Here is a 19697-nt window from a genome sequence, read left to right as displayed (position 1 = left end):
TGTGGTGAATCGTTTGCCTACAGGCTGGTTTTAGCGCAAGTCTTTGTCAATATTGTCATGGTCCGCAGGGGGATTTGGAGGAGACGGGGATGATCGGCTACACGATGATCGGAACGAATGACCTGGAAAAATCCCTGCGTTTCTATGATCCACTCATGGCGGCAATGGATCTTGATCAATGCTGGCGCGATGAGCAGTCGGTTTCATGGGGCAAGCGCGCGGATGAGGCCATTCCGCGATTCTTCGTCGGCTATCCTTTTGACGGCGGGGCTGCAACGGTGGGCAATGGCAGTATGACCGCGTTCCTGTTCGACAATACCGGCATCGTCGACCGGCTCCATGCGCTGGCGATGCAGAACGGCGGAAGCGACGAGGGCGCGCCGGGGCGAAGGCCGCATTACGGCGCGGGTTTTTACGGCGCTTATGCGCGCGATCCCGACGGCAACAAGCTGGCTTTCGTCTGCTACAACGCCGGATGAGACGGACGGCGCAGGGGCTGAAAATGCAAAAGGCCCCGTATATCCGGGGCCTTTTGTCTCATTCGCGATGCGCTTGTCAGCGCGCGTCGGAACCGGTCGAAACCAGCGCCTTCAATTGTTTGCTGGCTGCTGCTTTCACCGCATCCTGCACCTTCTCGAAAGCACGCACTTCGATCTGACGCACGCGCTCGCGGCTGATGCCGAACTCGGTCGACAGGTCCTCGAGCGTTACCGGATCGTCGGCCAGGCGGCGGGCCTGGAAAATGCGCCGTTCGCGGTCATTGAGCGATGACATCGCACCGGAGAGCATTTCGCGCCGGTTCTCCAGTTCGTCCTGTTCGATCAGCATGTCTTCGGCGCTGTCGTGGTCGTCGACCAGCCAGTCCTGCCAGTCACCGCCGGCTTCGCCGTCGGAAGAGCGGATCGGGGCGTTCAGCGATGCATCGCCGGACAGCCGGCGGTTCATCGATACGACCTCGTCCTCGGACACGCTGAGGCGGGTGGCGATTTCCTTGACCTGTTCAGGGTTGAGGTCGCCGTCGTCCAGCGCCTGAATCTTGCTTTTCACCTTGCGCAGGTTGAAGAACAGGCGCTTCTGGTTGGCTGTCGTGCCCATCTTGACCAGGCTCCACGACCGCAGGACATATTCCTGGATCGAGGCCTTGATCCACCACATGGCATAGGTCGCCAAACGGAAGCCGCGTTCCGGCTCAAACCGCTTGACCGCCTGCATCAGGCCGACATTGCCTTCGGAAATGACCTCGCCGATCGGCAGGCCGTAGCCGCGATAACCCATGGCAATCTTGGCGACGAGCCGCAGATGGCTGGTCACGAGTCTATGGGCCGCTTTCGGATCGGCATGCTCCAGATACCGCTTGGCGAGCATGTACTCTTCCTGCGGTTCGAGCATGGGAAAACGGCGAATCTCTTCGAGATAACGGGTCAGTCCCCCGTCACCGGCAACAATACTTGGAAGATTTTGGGCCACTGAGCACCCCTCCTCATTGTGAGATGAACCCCCATTATCGGCGGGTTCGCAGCAACCGGCCGCCCGCATTGCGCGGCACGACCGGACCAGTGCTATCCATATATAGGTAGCATTTTGTCAAAAACACGATGCATTAAGAACCGAAACAATTTGTCACATAAATGTGAACAACAGAGTCAAGATTTCCGCCTGCGTTCTATAACGTACGGTATGAAATAAAGTTCCGCAAGTGTTTTCGATTTTTTCTGCGGGGATCCCTAAAGCGGAGTTGTCCGGAATGCGGTCAGCAGTTCGGCCATATCCTCCGGCACATCCGCTTCAAAGCGCATGATCTCGCCGGTGGACGGGTGTTCGAATGCCAGCACCTGCGCATGCAGCGCCTGCCGTGAAAAGCCCTTGACCACGCTCTGCAGGGGGTCGGCCAGCTTGTTGGCCTTGGTCTTGTAGGCGCTGCCATATTCCACGTCGCCCACCAGGGGGTGGCCGATATGGGCCATGTGCACGCGGATCTGATGGGTCCGTCCGGTTTCGAGGCGGCATTCGATCAGCGAGGCGACCGCCGTCGAATCCTCTTTGGCACCGAAGCGTTCCTGCACGTCGAAATGCGTGACGGCATGGCGGGCGTCGTCGCGTTCCTCATGCACGACCGCCTGCTTGGTGCGGTCGCGGTGCGAGCGGCCGAGCGGCGCGTCGATGGTGCCGGTCTTGCGGTCGGGCGTGCCCCAGACAAGCGCGAGATAGGCGCGTTCCAGATCGCCGGTGCGGCCATGATCGGCAAACTGGGCGCTGAGGTGGCGATGGGCGAGGTCGTTCTTGGCCACGACCATGACGCCGCTGGTTTCCTTGTCGAGACGGTGCACGATGCCCGGACGTTTGACACCGCCGACACCGGACAGCGTATCGCCGCAATGGTGGATCAGCGCATTGACCAGCGTGCCGGTCCAGTTGCCGTTGCCGGGATGTACCACGAGACCCGCCGGCTTGTTGATGACGATCAGGTCGGCATCCTCGTAGAGAATGTCGAGTGCAATATCTTCTCCCGCCGGCGTTGCGTCTTCCGGTTCGGGGATTTCAACGGTGATGCTGACGCCTTCGCGCAGCTTGTGTTTCGTCTCGCGCACGACCTTGCCGTCGACGCTGACCTGCCCGTCGCTGATGAGCGCCTGGATGCGGTTGCGGGACAGATCCGGTGCCAGCTGCGCCGAGAGCCATGCGTCAAGTCGCTTGCCCGTTGCCTCGTTATCGGTAATTAGCTCTTTCAAAGACCGCGTCCCTTCGTTACAGAGGCTTGGTTTCGAAACCTCGGAGAATGCCATACATGGCCAATATCAATGCTGATACGGAAACGGAAGAGCAGCCGCTCGATCCAGCAATGGAACGGGTGCGCCGCAAGATGATCCGGCTTCTGGCTGTTTCCATCGGCATCATGGTGATTGGTCTTATGGCGGTGCTTGCGGCCATTGTCTACAAGATTAACCAGCCGGTGGGTGGCGCGGCCAAGCCGGCAGCGGTCCGTTCCGAGGCGCCGGGGCAGCCGATCGGCGATGCGCTGGTGGGTGAAGCCATCACGCTTGATCCCGGCACGCGCGTGCTGTCGCATAATCTTTCCGGATCGATGCTGTCGCTGGAAACGCGGCTGGCAAACGGCACGCGGCAGATTCTCGTCTATGACGTGGCGACAAAACGCGTCGTGGCGCGCATTTCGGAAGCGGCCAATTAGATATTGAAGACCGCTGCAATGACCATTCTCTTGCAAATGGTCATTGCACTTTTCGATTTGCTTGATTATACCCGCGCAATCGACTGCGCGCCCATCGTCTAGCGGTCAGGACGGCGCCCTCTCACGGCGCAAACAGGGGTTCGATTCCCCTTGGGCGTACCACTCACCTGAAATACGAAGAGGAATGTCTGGCCGGTTTGCACCGGCCATTGATCCTATCAGGCACGCTTTTTCCTGGGCGCGGCCGCGCGCGGCCTGGTTTCAAGGCCGCTCTTGTAGAGATTGTTGCGGTCGAGGTTCTTGACGTCGCGTTCGCCGCACAGCGCCATGGTGACGTCGAGTTCGTTGCGGATGATCTCCAGAGCTTGCGTGACGCCCTGCTTGCCGCCCGCACCCAGCCCGTAGAGGAAGGCGCGGCCGATAAAGGTGCCCTTGGCGCCGATGGCGAGCGCCTTCAGCACATCCTGGCCGGAGCGGATGCCGCCATCGAACAGCACTTCGATCTTGTCGCCGACCGCATCGACGATATCGGCGAGCGCTGAGATCGACGAGGGAGCGCCATCCAGCTGGCGGCCGCCGTGATTCGACACGATAATGGCATCGGCGCCGGTCGAGACGGCCATGCGCGCATCCTCGACATCGAGAATGCCCTTGAGGATGAGCTTGCCGCCCCAGCGTTCCTTGATCCAGGCAACATCGTTCCAGGACAGTCGCGGGTCGAACTGTTCATCCGTCCATGTGCCGAGCGAAGAGAGATCGCCGACACCCTTGGCATGGCCGACGATATTGCGGAACGTGCGGCGCTCGGTCTTCAGCATGCCGAGGCACCATTGCGGGCGGGTGGCCATCTGCCAGATGTGCTTGGCGGTGAATTTCGGCGGGGCGGACAGTCCGTTGCGCACATCCTTGTGGCGCTGGCCGAGAATCTGCAGATCGAGCGTCAGCACCAGTGCGGAGCATCTGGCCGCCTTGGCACGGTCGATCAGATCTTTGACGAAGTCGCGGTCGCGCATGACATAGAGCTGGAACCAGAATGGCTTCTTCGTTACCGAGGCGACGTCCTCGATGGAACAGATGCTCATGGTCGACAGGGTGAACGGCACGCCGAATTCCTCGGCCGCCTGAGCCGCCAGCATTTCGCCGTCCGCATGCTGCATGCCGGTCAGGCCGGTCGGGGCGAGGGCAACCGGCATGGAGACGGCCTGGCCCGCCATGGTGCTTTCCAGTGTCCGGTCGCTCATATCGACGGCCACGCGCTGGCGCAGCTGGATCTTGCGGAAATCCTCCTCGTTGGCGCGGTAGGTGCTTTCCGTCCAGGCACCGGAATCCGCATAGTCGAAAAACATTTTCGGCACGCGGCGCTGGGCAATTCTCTTCAAATCGGCAATTTCAACGGTCTTGGGCATGGGTTCCGTCCGGAGGTTTCTGTTTTTGATTTTCGACAATAGCAAGGTTGGGAAGACAAGCACGAGAATTGTCAGAACGTGCCAAAAAGTCATATACGATTAATTGCTTTACAGGTAAATTCTTATTGAGGGTTTGGCATAAGCCCGGCGATTTGGCTATGATCGCGCTCCTGCCTCGTTATTTTCCGAAGGATATCCATTCATGACAAAGCAACCGGTTCTCGTGCTCGGCCCCCTCATGCCCTATCTGCTGGCGGAGCTGGAGAAAAGATATGCGGTGGAGAAACTCTACGCGGAAAAGGACGCGCTGAAATTCCTGCAGGAGAATGCCGGGCGTTTTCGCGCTGCGGTGACCAGCACGTTTACCGGCATCACCGCCGATATGATCGACCTGTTGCCACAGGTGGAGATCATTTCGTCCTTCGGTGTCGGAACGGACTCGCTGGATGTCGCCTATGCCAATACCAGGGGAATCCGGGTTGCCAATACGCCCGATGTGCTGAATGAAGACACGGCCAACATGGCGCTGCTGCTGCTGCTCGCCGCGACGCGCGATCTGGTGAAGAACGATCGGTTTGTGCGCGAAGGACGCTGGGCCAGGGGCGAAAGCGCACCGCTGGCGCTGGGTATCGAAGGCAAGCGCGTCGGCCTTGTCGGGCTCGGGCGCATCGGCAGCGTCATCGCCAAGAAGCTTCTGGCATTCGGATGCGACGTTGCCTACCACACCCGCAGCAGGAAGGCTGACGCGCCCTATGCCTATTACGACAATCTCGTCGAGCTCGCCCGCGACAGTGCCGCGCTCATCGCCATCCTGCCGGGCGGCGAGGCAACACGGGGCGTGATTTCCCGCGAGGTCCTGCAGGCGCTCGGTCCAGACGGAACATTCGTCAATGTGGCGCGCGGCACGGTGGTCGACGAGGCGGCGCTGGTGGAACTGCTGCAATCGGGCGAACTTGGCCGCGCCGGACTTGATGTGTTCGCCGATGAGCCGTCCGTGCCGGAAGCCCTGTTCAAGCTCGACAATGTCGTGCTGCAGCCGCATATGGGCAGCGCCACGCTGGAGACGCGCCGCGCCATGGCGGATCGCGTCGTCACCAATCTGGAACACTATTTTGCGGAAAAGCCCTAGCCGAACACCACGGTCTTGTGCCCATTGAGCATGACGCGGGATTCGAGGTGCTTCTTGACCGCCCGTGCCAGAACCCGGCTCTCGATATCGCGGCCGGTGGCGACAAAGTCCTCGGCGCTCATGGCATGGCTGACCCGCTCGGTCTCCTGCTCGATGATCGGGCCCTCGTCGAGGTCGGGCGTGACATAATGCGCCGTCGCGCCGATCAGCTTCACCCCGCGCTCGAACGCCTGGTGATAGGGCTTTGCCCCCTTGAAGCTCGGCAGGAACGAATGGTGGATGTTGATCACCTTGCCGAACAGCCGCTTCGACAGATTGTCGGAGAGAACCTGCATGTAGCGGGCGAGGATGACGAGATCGGCGCCGGTGTCCTTGACGATCTTCAGCAGCGCCTCCTCCTGCGCCGTCTTGTTGTCTTTCGACACAGGCAGCACATGATAGGGGATGCCCTCATGTTCGGCAAAGCGGCGGCTGTCCTCGTGGTTGGAGACGATGGCGGCCACTTCCGCATCGAGCCAGCCGACCTTGATCTGGTAGAACAGGTGCAAGAGCGCATGGTCGAACTTCGACACCATGATGACGATCTTCGGCTTCTTGGCCTGGTCGATCAGCGTGGTCTTCATGCCGAAGCGCTCGATGGCGGGTTTCAGCGCCCGCTCGACATCGCCCTTGGAGGTGCTTTCTGAGGCGGCAAAGGCGATGCGCATGAAGAAGCGGTTGGTCTGGCGGTCCCAGAACTGGTTGCTCTCGGCGATATTGGCATCCAGCGCCGCCAGCTCCGTCGTCACCGATGCCACGATCCCAGGCTTGTCTTCGCACGACAGGGTGAGGACATAGTTCTTGTTTGGCATGGGAAACTCCAGGGATACGGGCGACAATGGACGGCGATCATAGTGAGGGCGGAAGAAACGCGTCGACACAAATGCGAAGCGCTCAGTCCTTTTTCCGGCATTCGGGTGCCCCGTCAAATGATCTTTCGTCACCGGGCGATGAGATTCCCTTCAACCGGCGGGCTTGGTTCCGTACCAGCGCGGGGTATAGACCCACTGGCCGCCATCCACCCGGTCAAAGCTTTGGGTGAGGGATGATCCCACGAGAATGACCGTGCGCATGTCGACCTGCTCGGGTGTGAGGTCCGCCAGGGTGATGACGCGCAGGGTTTCCGCCGGACGGCCGATATCGCGGCCCAGAACGATGGGTGTCTCCGGTGCACGGTGCTGGCGCAGAATCTCGATAGCACGCGGCAGTTGCCATGGCCGTGGTTTGGAGATCGGATTGTAAAAAGCCATGGCGAAATCCGCTTCGGCCGCCAGCGCGATGCGCTTTTCGATGATGTCCCACGGTTTCAGATTGTCGGACAGCGACAGGATGCAGAAATCATGGCCGAGCGGTGCGCCGCTGCGGCTGGCGGCCGCCATCGCGGCGGAAACGCCGGGAAGAATCTGCAGGTCGACCCCGTGCCAGGCCGGATTGTCGGATTCGTGCAAGGCTTCGACCACGGCGGCTGCCATGGCGAACACACCGGGATCGCCGGATGAAATCATCACCACCGAACGGCCGGAGGCGGCCAATTCGAACGCGTGGCGGGCACGCTGCATTTCCTCGCGATTATCCGTCATGTGAATGATTTGATCGGGGCGGAAAGACCCGGCCATGCGCACATAGGTCTCGTAACCGAGAACATCCTCAGCACGCTGCAGTTCCTGCCTGACGGCCGGGATCATGAAATCCGGATCGCCCGGTCCAAGCCCGATGACCGCAAGGCGGCCGCGCCGATGTCCGGCGCGTGTCACGGCATCGGGCGTGGCCGCAACGGCGATGGCAAGCTTGTCGTTGCCGTTCTGGCGTACCGGCTCTTTGATGAAGGCCGATAGGATATCTCCGGCACTGCAACCGTTCACCGGAAGCAGCCGCAGAGGCAGGCCAAGCTCAGCCGCAAGATGGTGGAGCGGGGCGCTTGCACTGCGTTCTTCGCTGGCGGCAAGGCAGACGACGGAAGCAAGCGCGATATTCTCTGCAGTAAGGGCAGCCCGCACCTCTTCAGCGCTGAAATCACCGGCAATGCCGACAACCGCCACCTTGGGATGAAAGACCAGCTCGTTCTTCTGCGGGGCAATGTTCAACGGCGTGACGCGGATATGCATCGCGCTGTTATCGGCGACCGGCAGGCGCGCCTCTTCCAGCCATGGCGCCGGACCATCGATCCGCACGGTCTGGCCGGCGAGAAGATCAGCGATGAAGCGTTTGCCGTCCTCGGGGTTCTGCAGATGGAATTCCGCCGGCGGATTGAGCAGGCAGGTGCCGAAGCGCAATTCGCCCGATGTGGTGATCGCAGGAGATACGTCGAGAATTTTTGACAGCTGCCGCGCCAGCACATTGACGCCGGTGGTTCCGCCGAGCAGCGGCACCACGGCGCTGCCGTCATCGGCAATGGCGAGTACCGGCGGTTCGCCGCCCTTGTTTTCCAGCAACGATGCCAGCGCGCGGATGGTGATGCCGGCGGAACACAGGGCGGCAATGGCGTTGCCGTTGCGGTAATGCGTGCGCAGCGTTTCGCCGAAATTGGTGTAGGTGTGGTCCGCACCCTGCACGCGGCCTTCCAGCCCGTGAATGACCGCTTCGGGATAACCGGCCTTGATCCGCTGCGCTGTTTCCATGCCCTGCGCGCTCAAAACCATCAGGACAAGCGGGGCTGTCATTCGCCGCCACCCTGCCATTTCTCGCCGGGCACAAGGATGAGCGAGAAATAGGGTGAAGACTCCGGATCGACATCGCGCAACGGCACAATGCGCTGCGCATCCATGGTGGCGCGCTCGACGTAAAGCGCACGATCCATCAGCCCGAGGTCGGCGATGACATCGCGCACCTTCGCCAGATTCTTGCCGAGCTTCATGATGGCGGCCGCTTCCGTCGCGGCGAGGCGGTTTTTCAGCTCATGGGCCGGAAGCACGCCGGAGAGCACCGTCAATGTCTGGTTGCGGTAGACCAGCGGCGCACCGAGCACGGCCGCGCCACCCAGAATGGAGCAGACGCCGGGCACGACTTCCGTCTCATACTGTCCGGCCAGCCGGTCGTGGATATACATGAAGGAGCCGTAGAAGAACGGGTCGCCCTCGGCAATGACGGCGACATCCTTGCCCGCATCCAGATGCGTTTTGAGACGTTCGGTGATCTCGCCGTAGAAATCGCTGACGATGGCTTCATAATTCATGTGCGCGGGCAGCTTTTCCGTGGTGACCGGATAGATCAGCGGCACAAGCAACTGGTTGTCGTTGAGATAGGTCTCGACGATGGTCAGCGCATTGCCCTTCTTGCCCTTGGCCGCGTGGTAGGCGACTACGGGCGCCGCCTGCAGCAGCCGCAGGGCCTTGAGGGTAATGAGTTCGGGATCGCCGGGACCAACGCCCAGTCCGAAAAGCCGTCCAGGCTGCGGCATTATTCTTTCTCCGAAGCGAGTGCATTGAGTGCGGCCGCGGCCATGGCGCTGCCGCCCCGCCGTCCGTGCACGACGACGAAGGGAACGCCGCGGCTGTTTTCGGCCAGCGCCGCCTTCGATTCCATCGCGCCGACGAAGCCGACGGGAAAGCCGAGGATAAGCGCCGGTTTCGGCGCGCCTTCATCGAGCATTTCGAGGAGGCGGAACAGGGCGGTCGGTGCATTGCCGAAGGCCACCACGGCTCCGGCGAGATGCGGGCGCCACAGTTCAAGCGCAGCCGCCGAACGGGTATTGCCCATGTCGCGGGCGAGAGCGGCGACGGACGGGTCCGAGAGCGTGCAGATGACGTCATTGCTGGCGGGCAGGCGCGCGCGCGTCACCCCTTCGAGCACCATGCGGGCATCGCACAGGATGGGTGCGCCCCCGGCCAGGGCGGCCACACCCGCTGCGCCCGCGCCTTCGGAAAAGGCGAGGTCCCCGATCACATCGACCATGCCGCAGGCATGGGCGACGCGCACGGCCAGCTTTTCCAGATCAGCGGGAATGCGGCTGAGATCGGCCTCGGAGCGGATGATGGCGAAGGAGCGATCATAGATCGCCTGACCGTCGCGGATATAGTCAAGCATGCGGTGGCCCCCCAGAGCCGGAAGTGAGCGGCCTTTGGGTCGATGGCCGGGAATTCAACGGAAGGTTGCCGATCCAGTCGGCAGCTTCCTCGATAGTAACATGTGCAGCCAATAGCTTGCCAAATCGCGACGGTCCATTGGTCGCACGCAGAAATATGTTGTAGTACCCCGGTTCGGTTGCAACCAGCGTGACCGGTTTTGCCGAAGGCGAGGCGCAGGATTTGCTGCAGCCGGTCAGGTGAACCGCCATATCAGGAGCCGTGTTGCGCAGCAATGCGCCGAGCTTGAGGCCATCGGCCTGCGTTGCACCAAGCGCCGATCCGCAACCGGCGGAGCCTGAACAACTGATCATGGTTGCAAGCGGATTATCCGGCCGGGCGGCGAAACCAAGGGCCTCGAATTCCCGCACTGTTTGCGATGCCATGGCTTCGGGCACTTCAGGCAACATTATGCTCTGCCACGGCGTTATCAGCAGCTTTCCATTGCTGTTTTTTTCCGCCAGTGCCGCCACGGCGTCCAGCCTGTCGGGATCAAGGCGCCCGAGCGGCGGCATGGCGCCGGCAAGGCGGTGGTCGCTGCCGCGTTCCGGCAACAGGCCGAGATGTCCATGCGGGCGGGGCAAGGATCGGCGCCATTGATCAGCCTGTTCATTGCGTATTGAAAAATTCAGACGCTTTTCCAGCTGGGCGGCGAATGCGTCGCGCCCGATGGCTGCGATCATGTGACGAAGCCGCGAGGCCGCCGGATTGGCGGCATTCCAATCGATGAACGCATCGAGAATCGCCGTGACCAGCTGCATGGCCCGGGATACGCCGACACTGCCGAGGGCGGGCGTATCGTCCGCTCCCGTCGGCGGTGTGCCGGCAACGCCCAGGGCAAACCGGGGGCTCTCTGCGTCGATGGCGCTCAGCCAGATGTCATGGGGATGCTCCACCATGGCAACGCTTTCGCCGCCGTCGACGAGAATGGAAAATTTCGGCGAAAGGCGCTGGTAGGAGGCATCGGTCTGCAGGATTTCGAACAGCTGCAAGGCGAGCGGCCGCACGTCGAATCTGCCCGGCACGACACCGGCGATCGGGCTGACCATGACATTGCGCACATCGTCGCCCCGGTCGGTCAGTGGCCCGAGCCCGGCGGCCAGCAGTGCTGCGATCAGCGGATTTTCCGTATCGGGCCGCACGCCGCGAATCTGCAGGTTGGCCCGGTTGGTGATCTCGATGACGCCATTGCCGAACTGCCGGGCTGCATCGGCAATGCGGTGCGCCTGTTCGGCGCTCAGCGTGCCGAATGTCAGTTTCACCCGGCATATTGCGCCATCAAGCGCCTTGGCCATGCGGAACAATCCGGGGCAGGCGGACCGCCGGTCTTCAATTCTGTTCGGGACTGCGTCCATGGTGCTTAACTGGCTCATCGGATCAGGGTTTTACAGGATGGCCGGTGCGGAGGAAAGAAATATGATCCGCAATTGCAACGGGCATGCTGTTTGAGCTTCGTTGACCCTTCCGGCGCTTTCGGGCATGCATAGCCTCTGCAATCAACGGGACATGACATGACGCCTTGGCTGACGATTATCGGGATTGGTGAAGACGGCTATGGCGGACTGGGTGCCAATGCCCGCGCCGCGCTGGACCATGCCACCACGGTTTTCGGCGGCAGGCGGCACCTCGAATTCCTGCCGGAAACACTTGCGGCAAAGCGGATCGCATGGCCGACACCCTTTTCCGATGTCTATCCCACCCTGACGGCGTTGCGCGGCACCCAAGTGGTGGTGCTTGCCAGCGGCGATCCCATGCATTTCGGCATGGGTGCAACTTTGACACGTTTCTTCGATCGGGCCGAGATGCGGATTCTGCCGGCACCCGCATCCTTCTCGCTCGCAGCGGCTGCAATGGGCTGGCCGGTGCAGCATGTGCATCTGCTCAGCGTGCACGGCCGTCCGGTTGAGACATTGTTCAAGTCGTTCACACCGGGAGTCAGGCTGCTCATCTTGAGCAATGATGGCGATACGCCCGCGAAGGTCGCGCGGATGCTGGTGGACAGCGGATTCGGTTCGGCCAGGCTTACGGTTCTGGAACATATGGGCGGTGAGGCGGAACACCGGGTCGACGGCGTGGCCAGGGATTGGACGCATCCGCGCGGGGCCGATCTCAATGTTCTCGCGGTGGATTGCGGATCGGCCGAACCGGAGGCGCGCTCCTATTCCATCCTTTCCGGCCTGCCTGACGAGGCCTATGAGAATGACGGCCAGTTGACCAAGCGGGATGTCCGCGCTGTCACCCTGGCGCGGCTCGGGCCGCGTCCTGGAGAGCTGCTGTGGGACGTCGGGGCCGGATGCGGCTCCATCGGCATCGAATGGATGCGGAGCGATCCCTCCTGCCGGACAATCGCCGTGGAAGCCAATGACGGGCGGCAAGGCGTCATCGAGCGCAATGCCCGGGCGCTGGGTGTTCCGGATCTGCAGCTCGTCCGCGGGGAAGCCCCGGCAGCACTCTCTGGTCTGGCCAGCCCGGACGCCATTTTCATCGGCGGCGGCGTTACCGACAGCGGCGTGATGGAGGCCTGCTGGAACGCGCTGAAGCCGGGCGGGCGGCTTGTGGCCAATGCGGTGACCCTGCAGAGCGAGGCGGCACTGATCGGCTGGCGCGGCAGGTTCGGCGGCGAGCTGACGAAACTTGCCGTTGCACAGGCGCAGCCGCTCGGTTCCTTTGATGCGTGGCGCTCCGCCTTGCCCGTGGTGATCTATTCGGTCCGCAAACCCGCGGATTGACAGCCGGACCGGCGCCGCGACAGGATTGCGACAGGATTATGCAGTCTAAGGGGGGCGGGTGATTGCTATTGCGCGCGAATTCATATTCAACCGGTACATAAGTTCCGATCTCTCGGTCGTGACCGCCGTTTTGATTTCCGGCCCCGATAGCAATCTGGGAGACTCTAGCAGGAATTAAATATGGCAACTTACAAGTACTTCACCTGGCCGTTTCTGTTCACGGCGGTTGGACTGGCGCTCGGCGCGTGGATAGGGTTCGTCTATTCGGGAACGGTCGAAGGCACATTATCAGTCCTCTTCATCTGTGCGGTGCTGGGCATTCTTGAAATTTCGCTGTCCTTCGACAATGCGATTGTGAACGCCAGGATTCTCCGGGACATGACGCCGGTCTGGCAGCGACGGTTTCTGACATGGGGCATCATCATCGCCGTGTTCGGCATGCGGATCATCTTCCCGCTGGCAATTGTTGCAATCGCCGCGTGGATCGATCCGATTTCGGCGCTGAAGCTGGCCATTTCAAATCCGGAACAATATGCGCGGATCATGCAGGACGCCCATGTCGGCATTTCCGCCTTTGGCGGTACGTTTCTCCTGATGGTCGGCCTCAAGTTCTTCTTCGATCATGAGAAAGACGTGCACTGGATCCGCGTCGTTGAAAGCCGCGCGTCCCGCTTTGCCTCGGTGCAGGGCATCGAGGTCGGCGTGGTCCTGGCATTGATCATCTTCTTTTCCAGGCAGCTCGACGGTGCGGAGTCGGTGACGTTCCTGACGTCGGCCATTTACGGCCTGCTGACCTTCCTCGTGGTGGAGGGGCTTGGCGCGCTTCTCGATGCCTCGCAGGAACAGATGGACACGGTCCACAAGGGCGGGCTTGGCGCGTTCCTGTATCTGGAAGTGCTCGATGCGAGTTTTTCGTTCGACGGTGTCATCGGTGCGTTCGCACTGTCGACCAATCTGTTTGTCATTGCGATCGGTCTGGGCATCGGTGCGTTCTACGTGCGCGCGCTGACCATCATGATGGTGGAGAAGGAGACGCTCGGCCAGTACCGCTATCTCGAGCACGGGGCATTCTACGCGATCCTTGTGCTTGCGGTGATCATGTATTGCCAGACCTTGTTTCATATTCCCGAAGTGATCACCGGTTTGATCGGCGCGGCACTCATCATCTTCTCGCTCTGGTCGTCGATCCGCTACCGGCGCCGGCATCCGGATCAGGCGGAACACGCCTGATCCGCTTCCATGTCCCGACAAAAAGCCATCCGGGTTCCGGATGGCTTTTTTGCAGGTGAAATGAAGGGTTTTAGAGCCTGGCAGCGAGGGCTGCGAGCTGGTCGGTGCACAGACCCCAACCTGCATGAAAGCCCATTTTTTCGTGGGCTTCCCGGTCGGCCACCGTCCAGTGCCGGACGAGCGCGGTGTATTTCGTCTTGCCGCTGCCGGCATCTTCCAGCGTGATGATGCCGGTCATGAACGGTTTCTCCGACGGCTTCCAGTCGCTGGTATAGGCATCGGTGAAGACGAGCCGTTCGTTTTCGACGACTTCGAGATAGACGCCTTGATTGGGAAACTCGGTGCCATCGGGTCCGCGCATGACGATGACGCTGGTGCCGCCGGCGCGCACGTCAAGCTCGGCGTGCGGCGTTGTGTAGGGCAGCGGCGCGAACCACTGCTTGAGAAGATCGACCTCGGTCCAGGCCCGGAATATGTTTGCGCGGGGCGCATCGATGATGCGGGTAATGACGAGGTCGCGGTCGGTGATTTCGCTGGTGGATGTCATGATGGTCTCCTGCGTGAATGGTTTCGATGCAAGGACGAATGGCAATCGGCGAGGCCGACACGGTATCGGAATTTTTCCTATTTTTCGCGATCAGTTCTGGCTGAGGCGGTCGAGATGCATGCGGATGTGGGCGGCTTCAGCCGGTGTATTGGCAAGGGCTATCGCGCGGTCGAAGGCAATGCGTGCCTCCCGGCTGCGGCCAAGCTGCATCAGCAGCCCGCCCTTGACGCCGAAGAAGTGAAAATAGCCGGAAAGCCTGTCTTCCAGCGGCTCGATCAGCAGCAGCGCCGCCTCGGCACCATGCACCTTGGCCACCGCTATGGAGCGATTCAGCGTGACCACGGGTGAGGGGCTTATCCGTTCGAGCGCGGCATAGAGCTGATCGATTTCCAGCCAGTCCGTATCCTGCGGCTGCCGGGCCCGCGCGTGCAGGGCGGCAATGGCCGCCTGCACCTGATAGGCACCCGGCTGCCGGTGGCGCATGGCCTTGTCGATCAGGGCAAGCCCTTCGGCGATCATCGTCTGGTTCCACAGGCCGCGGTCCTGATCGTCCAGAAGAACGACCGCGCCTTCCGCGTCGAAACGGGCCTTGGCGCGGGCGTGCTGCAGCAGCAGGAGAGCGGTCAGCCCCATGATCTCCGGTTCCGCCGGGAAAATGCGCAGGAGCAGGCGCGCCAGCCGGATCGCCTCGTCGCACAGCGGAAACCGCGCTGCCACTTCCGTGCTGCCGGCCGAGTAACCCTCGTTGAAGATCAGGTAGATCATTGCACTCACGGCCGAAAGCCGTTCTGCCCGCTCGAAGGCATCGGGTGTGTCGAACGGGATGTCGCCGGAGGAAATCCGACCCTTGGCTCGGGTGATGCGCTGCTCCATGGCGCTTTCGCCGACAAGAAACGCCTGGGCGATCTGGCGGACCGAAAGTCCCGACACGATGCGCAGTGCCAGCGCAATCTGCTGCGTGGCTGGAAGATCCGGATGACAGCAGATGAACAGCAGCCGGAGGATATCGTCGCGGTAGTCGGCGCTGTCGATCTTCTCGGCGATGGCCGATTCGGCATCTCCGAGGTCGGACAGCAGGTCTTCGGGCGGCAGTGGCTGCTGCTTGGCCTGACGCCGTACGGTATCGATGGCGCTGTTGCGGCCGACGAAGATCAGCCACGCCGTGGGGTCACGCGGCGGGCCGTTCTTCGGCCAGTTCTTCAGCGCGCGCAGACAGGCCTCCTGGAAGGCTTCTTCCGCCGTGTCGAGATTGCGGAAATAGCGCAACAGGGCACCCACGGCCTGCGGGCGTGCGGCTGTCAGCGCGGCATCGATCCAGGCCGGGTCGGTCATTGGGAACCCGATCCGGGTCTGAACAAGGCGATCGGGCGTATCTCGTAGGAACCCTGTCCGGGATTGGCCTGTGCCAGATCGCGGGCGATGTCGAGCGCCTCGTCGAGCGATTCGCAGTCAACCACGTAGAATCCGAGAAACTGTTCCTTTGTCTCGGCGAAGGGGCCGTCGATGACGAGGGGCTCGCCGCGGGATTTGCGCAGCGTTGTCGCGGCAGTCGTGGGCAGCAGCCGGGCCACAGGCCCCAGCTTGCCTGATTTGGCGAGCTTGTCCTGCACGACACCAAGCCGTTCCATGACAAGGTCGTCTTCCTCCTTGGACCACGAACCGACCACGTCCTCCATGTTGTAGCAAAGTATGGCGTAAAGCATCCCGTTACTCCTTCTTCCTCAAGACGAACCACTATCGCCGATCCCGACATGAGGTCGAGAAAAATTGCAAGCCTGTCTCGGCTCGCCTTGCGGAGTGAAATTCGTTGGCAACCAGCGGTTGACGCTGGAAACGAAACTGCTCTCTAATGCCTGGCAGGCGAACGTGCACAGCCAGCCGGCGGTTAAAGAACCAAGTGACGGGGTAATGAATGGGACACAGTATGCGCAATGCGGCCATGTACGGGATCGGCATTGTTTTCCTCGCTCTGGCCTGGGCAAAAAACAAGCTGCAGGGCTATACGACGCCCAACAAGGTCGACCGTTCCGACACCGATGGCCGCATCGACTATGTCTACGACACCGTTGCCTCGTGGAAGCGGTATCTGCCCGCCGGCTTCGATCTGGAGGGCAAGGACGTCCTTGAGCTGTGTCCGGGGTCGTCGCTCGGCACCGGGGCCATCCTGCTCGGCTATGGCGCCAAGTCCTATCATGCCGTTGACGTGTTCGAACTCGCGGGTACGGAGCCAGCCGCCTATTTTGCCAAACTTCTCGACCTGTTTCCGGAGCGCGAAGCCTATGCTCCCAGTATCGACCGGGCGAAACAACTGACCGAAGGCCCCGATTCCGACCTGTTCAGCTATCGCGTCGGCCGGGATTTCGACATTCCCCGGCTGGCGGACAACAGAAAGTTCGATCTGATCCTGAGCTGTGCCGCATTCGAGCACTATGACGACATCGAAGCGACGATTGCCAATATCTCCAAGGTTGCCCGCAGCGGCTGCATCGCCGAGCACATTGTCGATTATCAGACACACTCCCGCTGGATCCGCGAACAGGATCCGAACAATATCTATCGATACTCGGAAGGTCTTTACCGGCTGTTTTCCTTCCCCGGACAGCCCAACAGGCGCCGCCCGCTGGACTATGTCAGGGCATTCGAAGCCAATGGCTGGAAAAATGTCCGCGTCATCAATGCCCGTGCAATCCCGCAGGAGCATCTGGCCCGTTCCGTTTCGGGAATGGCGCCGCCCTTCGACCGGCCTGATATGCAGATGGACATGCTGTCCGGCGTGGTCATTGCGGAATGGCCGTGAACGGAAATCCCGATACGCCGGTACTTATTTGGGTGCCGGTGACCGCAGCTGCTTGACGGTGGCGCGCACCACGTAGCGCGCACGGCCCAGCGTGTTGCTGCGCAGCCGCCGCAATTTCCAGCGCATGCCAAGGTCGGTTTTGATCTTCTTCGCGTCGAAACTCATCTTCATTGCCGAAGCGTCCCGGGCCGTTTTGATGGGGTCGGCGTAAAATTCGCGGATTTTTGCCTTGGACATGCCCGCACTTTTGAACCAGCGCGGAATATATGTGTTGCACAACCGGTCCACGTCGGTGAGGGCCTTTTCAATCCCCGTGCCGGTGATCGGGCAGACGACGCAGAAGGCGTCCCCGATGAGAACAACCCCATCCTGTTCGTGATTGTGCACCTGTACCAGGTCAATGGGGCGGGCAATGACCGGACCGGCAATGGTGATTTCGCCAAACATCCTTTCCAGACCCGGCATCACAGCGCGCAAACCCTGCGCGGGCTGATCCCGGAATGTGCGGGTCCATTCCTCCGACGATGTCCGATAAACGAAGAAGTTGGCGCGAATTTTATCGCCTATAGGAAAGAGCGTGAGGTAGGATACGCGGTCATTGAATTTTGCCCCGTTCCACACGAGGGATGGAAAGGGAAAATGCGATCGCGGCTGTACCAGATCGAAACCGCAGCACAGCGAATGCTGCGGGCTTATGATGTCCCGTTCGATCCCGAGCTTCTTGCGGATCGTATCGCCGAGCCCCGTGGCAACGATCAGGAGCCGTGCGGTGAATTTCCGGCCATCGGACAATGTCACGTGCTGCAGGTTTTCGCTGGTCGCGATGTCATCGACCCGGCCGACAATGGAACGCACGCCCGCAGGGATGGCCCGGCGCACTGTATTGACCAGATCGGAATAATCGCCGCCATATTCGGGCGTCGTGGTTCGCTCGAACCGGCCGAATCGGTGGAGCCATACGCCGTCAAAAGCGGTCACCTCGGCACGCACGACATCGCCAAGACCGATGCGCTCGAACAACTCCATCTGGGTTTGCGCGACTTTCTCGGCGCGAAAGTCCGGCGGATGACGCTCGTGGCTGCTGATCAGGGTCACACCGTAGCCCTGACGGAACAGCGCGATGGCGGCACTGGCTCCTGCCAGCCCGCCGCCGATGATCACCACATCGGTCTGGATGGGCTGTGCCTCCGTCCCTTGAATTGCCAATTCCGGTTCAACCATGCATGCTCCGCAGACCTGTAGACAGCTCGATCAGTCAATGTGAAGCCGGATAATACAGCGTAAATAAGATGTATGTTAAACAATCGATTATGCTGGTTGTGGATAGAGTGTTCACGTATGCGTGTGTCGTGAAGGGGTGAGTGTTTGTGATTCCAGAATATGATATCCGGGTTTACAGCCATCCCGATCAGCTCTCGCCTCTATGGCCGGCGGCCGGTACGGCCACGGATGCAAGGCAGTATATTTTCCAGACGACCACATTCCTGCAGACATGGCTGGCATCCTATGGCACCCGGCCGGGCAACCAGCTTTGTCTGGTCGAGGTCTGGGATATCTCCGGAAATCCGCTGTGCTTTCTGCCGTTCAGCCTCTCGTCCCGCCATGGCGGGCGCGTCCTCACCTTCGTCGACGATGGCGTGGCGGATTACAACGCGCCGATCCTGTTTCCCAACGGCGATGAATGGACCCGAACATCCGCCGAACAGCTGTGGAACAGGATTGCAGAGGCTTTGCCGCCGTTCGACATGGCGATCTTCGACAAAATGCCGGAGCAAATCCGCGACCGCACGAATCCGCTGTTCCTGCTGGCTGAAGACTTGAACGGCGAGTCGTGCCACCTGACAAACCTCAAGCGCAGCTGGCCGGAGGTCGATCAGTCGCAGCCGGGGTCGAAGAACCTGCGGAACCGGCATCGGGCGCTCGAGCGGCTGGGCGAATGCCGGCTGCTGATTGCCGGGACGCCGGAAGAACGCGCCTTTGTTCTGGAGACGCTGCTTGCCCAGAAACAGCGCCGGTTTGAAGAAACGCAGGTGCCGGGTTTCGACAAGGAGCCGGAGAAGCAGAGCTTTTTCACGCTGGGAACCGACAATTTTGCCGCGGCAAATGCGCTGCACCTGTCCGCGCTTGTCGTGAACGGCCAGGTTATCGCGGCGATGTGGGCGCTGGTCGAAGGCAGGCACTATTACGGGCTGGTGTTCACGTTTGAATCCGGCGAATGGTCCAAATATTCTCCGGGGCGGGTGCTGCACTATCTGCTGCTGCGCCATTTGCTCGATAGCGGCTATGATTGCCTGGACCTCGGCATCGGCGACGAGCCATGGAAGCTGAACTGCTGCGACGTCACCATCGACCTGAAAAAGATGACGCTTGTCCGCACGGCGCGGGGACGGGTCATCGCAACGCGGTTGCGGGTGATGGAGAGGCTGCGTGCGACGCCCTTGTGGCAGAAACTCAGGCCGCTCAAGTGGAAAGTCTTACGCGCGTTGCGCTAATGCCATAAGAGATACGATAGTGAATACGCCATTGCGGGATGGCGGTGCATGTGTAGCGGTTTCCAGACTGGGGCAGGACT

Annotated in this window: 19 protein-coding genes and 1 tRNA gene; 8 read left to right on the top strand and 12 right to left on the bottom strand. The window is 61.1% G+C overall.

Annotated features, from left to right (window positions below):
* Nucleotides 1–89 precede the first annotated feature (89 nt).
* The gene (locus J1W56_RS12565) at nt 90–479 is read left to right on the top strand and encodes a VOC family protein (RefSeq protein ID WP_223613639.1); all 390 of its coding nucleotides are present in this window, start codon (nt 90–92) and stop codon (nt 477–479) included.
* Nucleotides 480–555: 76 nt separating this feature from the next.
* Here the strand turns inward: J1W56_RS12565 and rpoH are convergent, their stop codons facing one another.
* Both rpoH and J1W56_RS12555 read right to left on the bottom strand, forming a co-directional pair.
* A complete protein-coding gene (rpoH, locus tag J1W56_RS12560; RefSeq protein WP_223613638.1) occupies nt 556–1467 on the bottom strand; it encodes an RNA polymerase sigma factor RpoH in 912 nt (303 codons plus the stop codon).
* Nucleotides 1468–1724: 257 nt separating this feature from the next.
* Nucleotides 1725–2783, bottom strand: a complete 1059-nt coding sequence (locus tag J1W56_RS12555) for an RluA family pseudouridine synthase (protein WP_223613637.1) — start codon at nt 2781–2783, stop codon at nt 1725–1727.
* Between the two features lie 2 nt (nt 2784–2785).
* Between J1W56_RS12555 and J1W56_RS12550 the strand changes: the two genes are divergently transcribed.
* Together J1W56_RS12550 and J1W56_RS12545 are read left to right on the top strand one after the other, a co-directional pair.
* Nucleotides 2786–3187 (top strand): fimbrial protein, encoded by a 402-nt coding sequence (locus J1W56_RS12550; RefSeq protein ID WP_319025543.1) that lies wholly within the window; start codon nt 2786–2788, stop codon nt 3185–3187.
* 87 nt (nt 3188–3274) lie between these two features.
* Nucleotides 3275–3349: transfer RNA gene (locus J1W56_RS12545), tRNA-Glu, on the top strand.
* Nucleotides 3350–3405: 56 nt separating this feature from the next.
* Here J1W56_RS12545 and J1W56_RS12540 read toward each other — a convergent pair.
* Nucleotides 3406–4593 carry an alpha-hydroxy acid oxidase gene (locus J1W56_RS12540; RefSeq protein WP_223613636.1) on the bottom strand — a complete coding sequence of 396 codons (1188 nt, stop codon included), beginning with the start codon at nt 4591–4593 and terminating at the stop codon, nt 3406–3408.
* 202 nt (nt 4594–4795) lie between these two features.
* Between J1W56_RS12540 and J1W56_RS12535 the strand changes: the two genes are divergently transcribed.
* A complete protein-coding gene (locus tag J1W56_RS12535; RefSeq protein WP_223613635.1) occupies nt 4796–5722 on the top strand; it encodes a 2-hydroxyacid dehydrogenase in 927 nt (308 codons plus the stop codon).
* Here J1W56_RS12535 and purU read toward each other — a convergent pair.
* From purU to cobG, 5 genes are all read right to left on the bottom strand, one after another.
* Nucleotides 5719–6573: a formyltetrahydrofolate deformylase gene (gene purU, locus J1W56_RS12530; RefSeq protein ID WP_223613634.1), complete on the bottom strand. Its 855-nt coding sequence runs from the start codon at nt 6571–6573 to the stop codon at nt 5719–5721. The two genes, J1W56_RS12535 and purU, sit on opposite strands and share 4 nt — an antisense overlap.
* Before the next feature lie 150 nt (nt 6574–6723).
* Nucleotides 6724–8421 (bottom strand): precorrin-3B C(17)-methyltransferase, encoded by a 1698-nt coding sequence (gene cobJ, locus J1W56_RS12525; RefSeq protein WP_223613633.1) that lies wholly within the window; start codon nt 8419–8421, stop codon nt 6724–6726.
* Nucleotides 8418–9158, bottom strand: coding sequence for a precorrin-2 C(20)-methyltransferase (locus J1W56_RS12520; RefSeq protein ID WP_223613632.1), 741 nt, complete (start codon nt 9156–9158; stop codon nt 8418–8420). The genes cobJ and J1W56_RS12520 overlap by 4 nt, the downstream gene beginning before the upstream one ends.
* On the bottom strand, nt 9158–9784 hold the full coding sequence (locus J1W56_RS12515) for a precorrin-8X methylmutase (protein ID WP_223613631.1): 627 nt from the start codon (nt 9782–9784) through the stop codon (nt 9158–9160). Before J1W56_RS12515 ends, J1W56_RS12520 begins: the two co-directional genes overlap by 1 nt.
* Nucleotides 9777–11177 carry a precorrin-3B synthase gene (gene cobG, locus J1W56_RS12510; protein ID WP_223613630.1) on the bottom strand — a complete coding sequence of 467 codons (1401 nt, stop codon included), beginning with the start codon at nt 11175–11177 and terminating at the stop codon, nt 9777–9779. The genes J1W56_RS12515 and cobG overlap by 8 nt, the downstream gene beginning before the upstream one ends.
* 156 nt (nt 11178–11333) lie before the next feature.
* Between cobG and cbiE the strand changes: the two genes are divergently transcribed.
* Complete coding sequence (cbiE, locus tag J1W56_RS12505; RefSeq protein WP_223613629.1) at nt 11334–12551, top strand: precorrin-6y C5,15-methyltransferase (decarboxylating) subunit CbiE; 1218 nt, start codon at nt 11334–11336, stop codon at nt 12549–12551.
* A gap of 180 nt (nt 12552–12731) precedes the next feature.
* On the top strand, nt 12732–13781 hold the full coding sequence (locus tag J1W56_RS12500; protein ID WP_223613628.1) for a DUF475 domain-containing protein: 1050 nt from the start codon (nt 12732–12734) through the stop codon (nt 13779–13781).
* 70 nt (nt 13782–13851) lie between these two features.
* Here J1W56_RS12500 and J1W56_RS12495 read toward each other — a convergent pair whose 3' ends face one another.
* The 3 genes from J1W56_RS12495 to J1W56_RS12485 form a co-directional block, all read right to left on the bottom strand.
* Complete coding sequence (locus J1W56_RS12495; protein WP_223613627.1) at nt 13852–14328, bottom strand: SRPBCC family protein; 477 nt, start codon at nt 14326–14328, stop codon at nt 13852–13854.
* Nucleotides 14329–14418: 90 nt separating this feature from the next.
* Nucleotides 14419–15660, bottom strand: a complete 1242-nt coding sequence (locus J1W56_RS12490) for an RNA polymerase sigma factor (protein WP_223613626.1) — start codon at nt 15658–15660, stop codon at nt 14419–14421.
* On the bottom strand, nt 15657–16031 hold the full coding sequence (locus J1W56_RS12485) for a YciI family protein (RefSeq protein ID WP_223613625.1): 375 nt from the start codon (nt 16029–16031) through the stop codon (nt 15657–15659). Before J1W56_RS12485 ends, J1W56_RS12490 begins: the two co-directional genes overlap by 4 nt.
* A gap of 209 nt (nt 16032–16240) precedes the next feature.
* Between J1W56_RS12485 and J1W56_RS12480 the strand changes: the two genes are divergently transcribed.
* The gene (locus J1W56_RS12480; protein ID WP_223613624.1) at nt 16241–17125 is read left to right on the top strand and encodes a methyltransferase domain-containing protein; all 885 of its coding nucleotides are present in this window, start codon (nt 16241–16243) and stop codon (nt 17123–17125) included.
* A gap of 24 nt (nt 17126–17149) precedes the next feature.
* Here J1W56_RS12480 and J1W56_RS12475 read toward each other — a convergent pair whose 3' ends face one another.
* Complete coding sequence (locus tag J1W56_RS12475) at nt 17150–18346, bottom strand: FAD-dependent oxidoreductase (protein ID WP_223613623.1); 1197 nt, start codon at nt 18344–18346, stop codon at nt 17150–17152.
* 140 nt (nt 18347–18486) lie between these two features.
* Here J1W56_RS12475 and J1W56_RS26075 point away from each other — a divergent pair, with 140 nt between their 5' ends.
* Entirely contained in the window at nt 18487–19617 is a 1131-nt protein-coding gene (locus J1W56_RS26075; RefSeq protein WP_223613622.1) for a GNAT family N-acetyltransferase, read from the top strand.
* The last annotated feature ends 80 nt before the right edge of the window (nt 19618–19697 follow it).

The sequence above is a fragment of the Phyllobacterium calauticae genome (genome assembly GCF_019991125.1).
GTDB lineage: Bacteria > Pseudomonadota > Alphaproteobacteria > Rhizobiales > Rhizobiaceae > Phyllobacterium > Phyllobacterium calauticae.
Note: the sequence above shows the minus strand (reverse complement) of the source record. Positions and strands in the feature narration are given on the sequence as shown.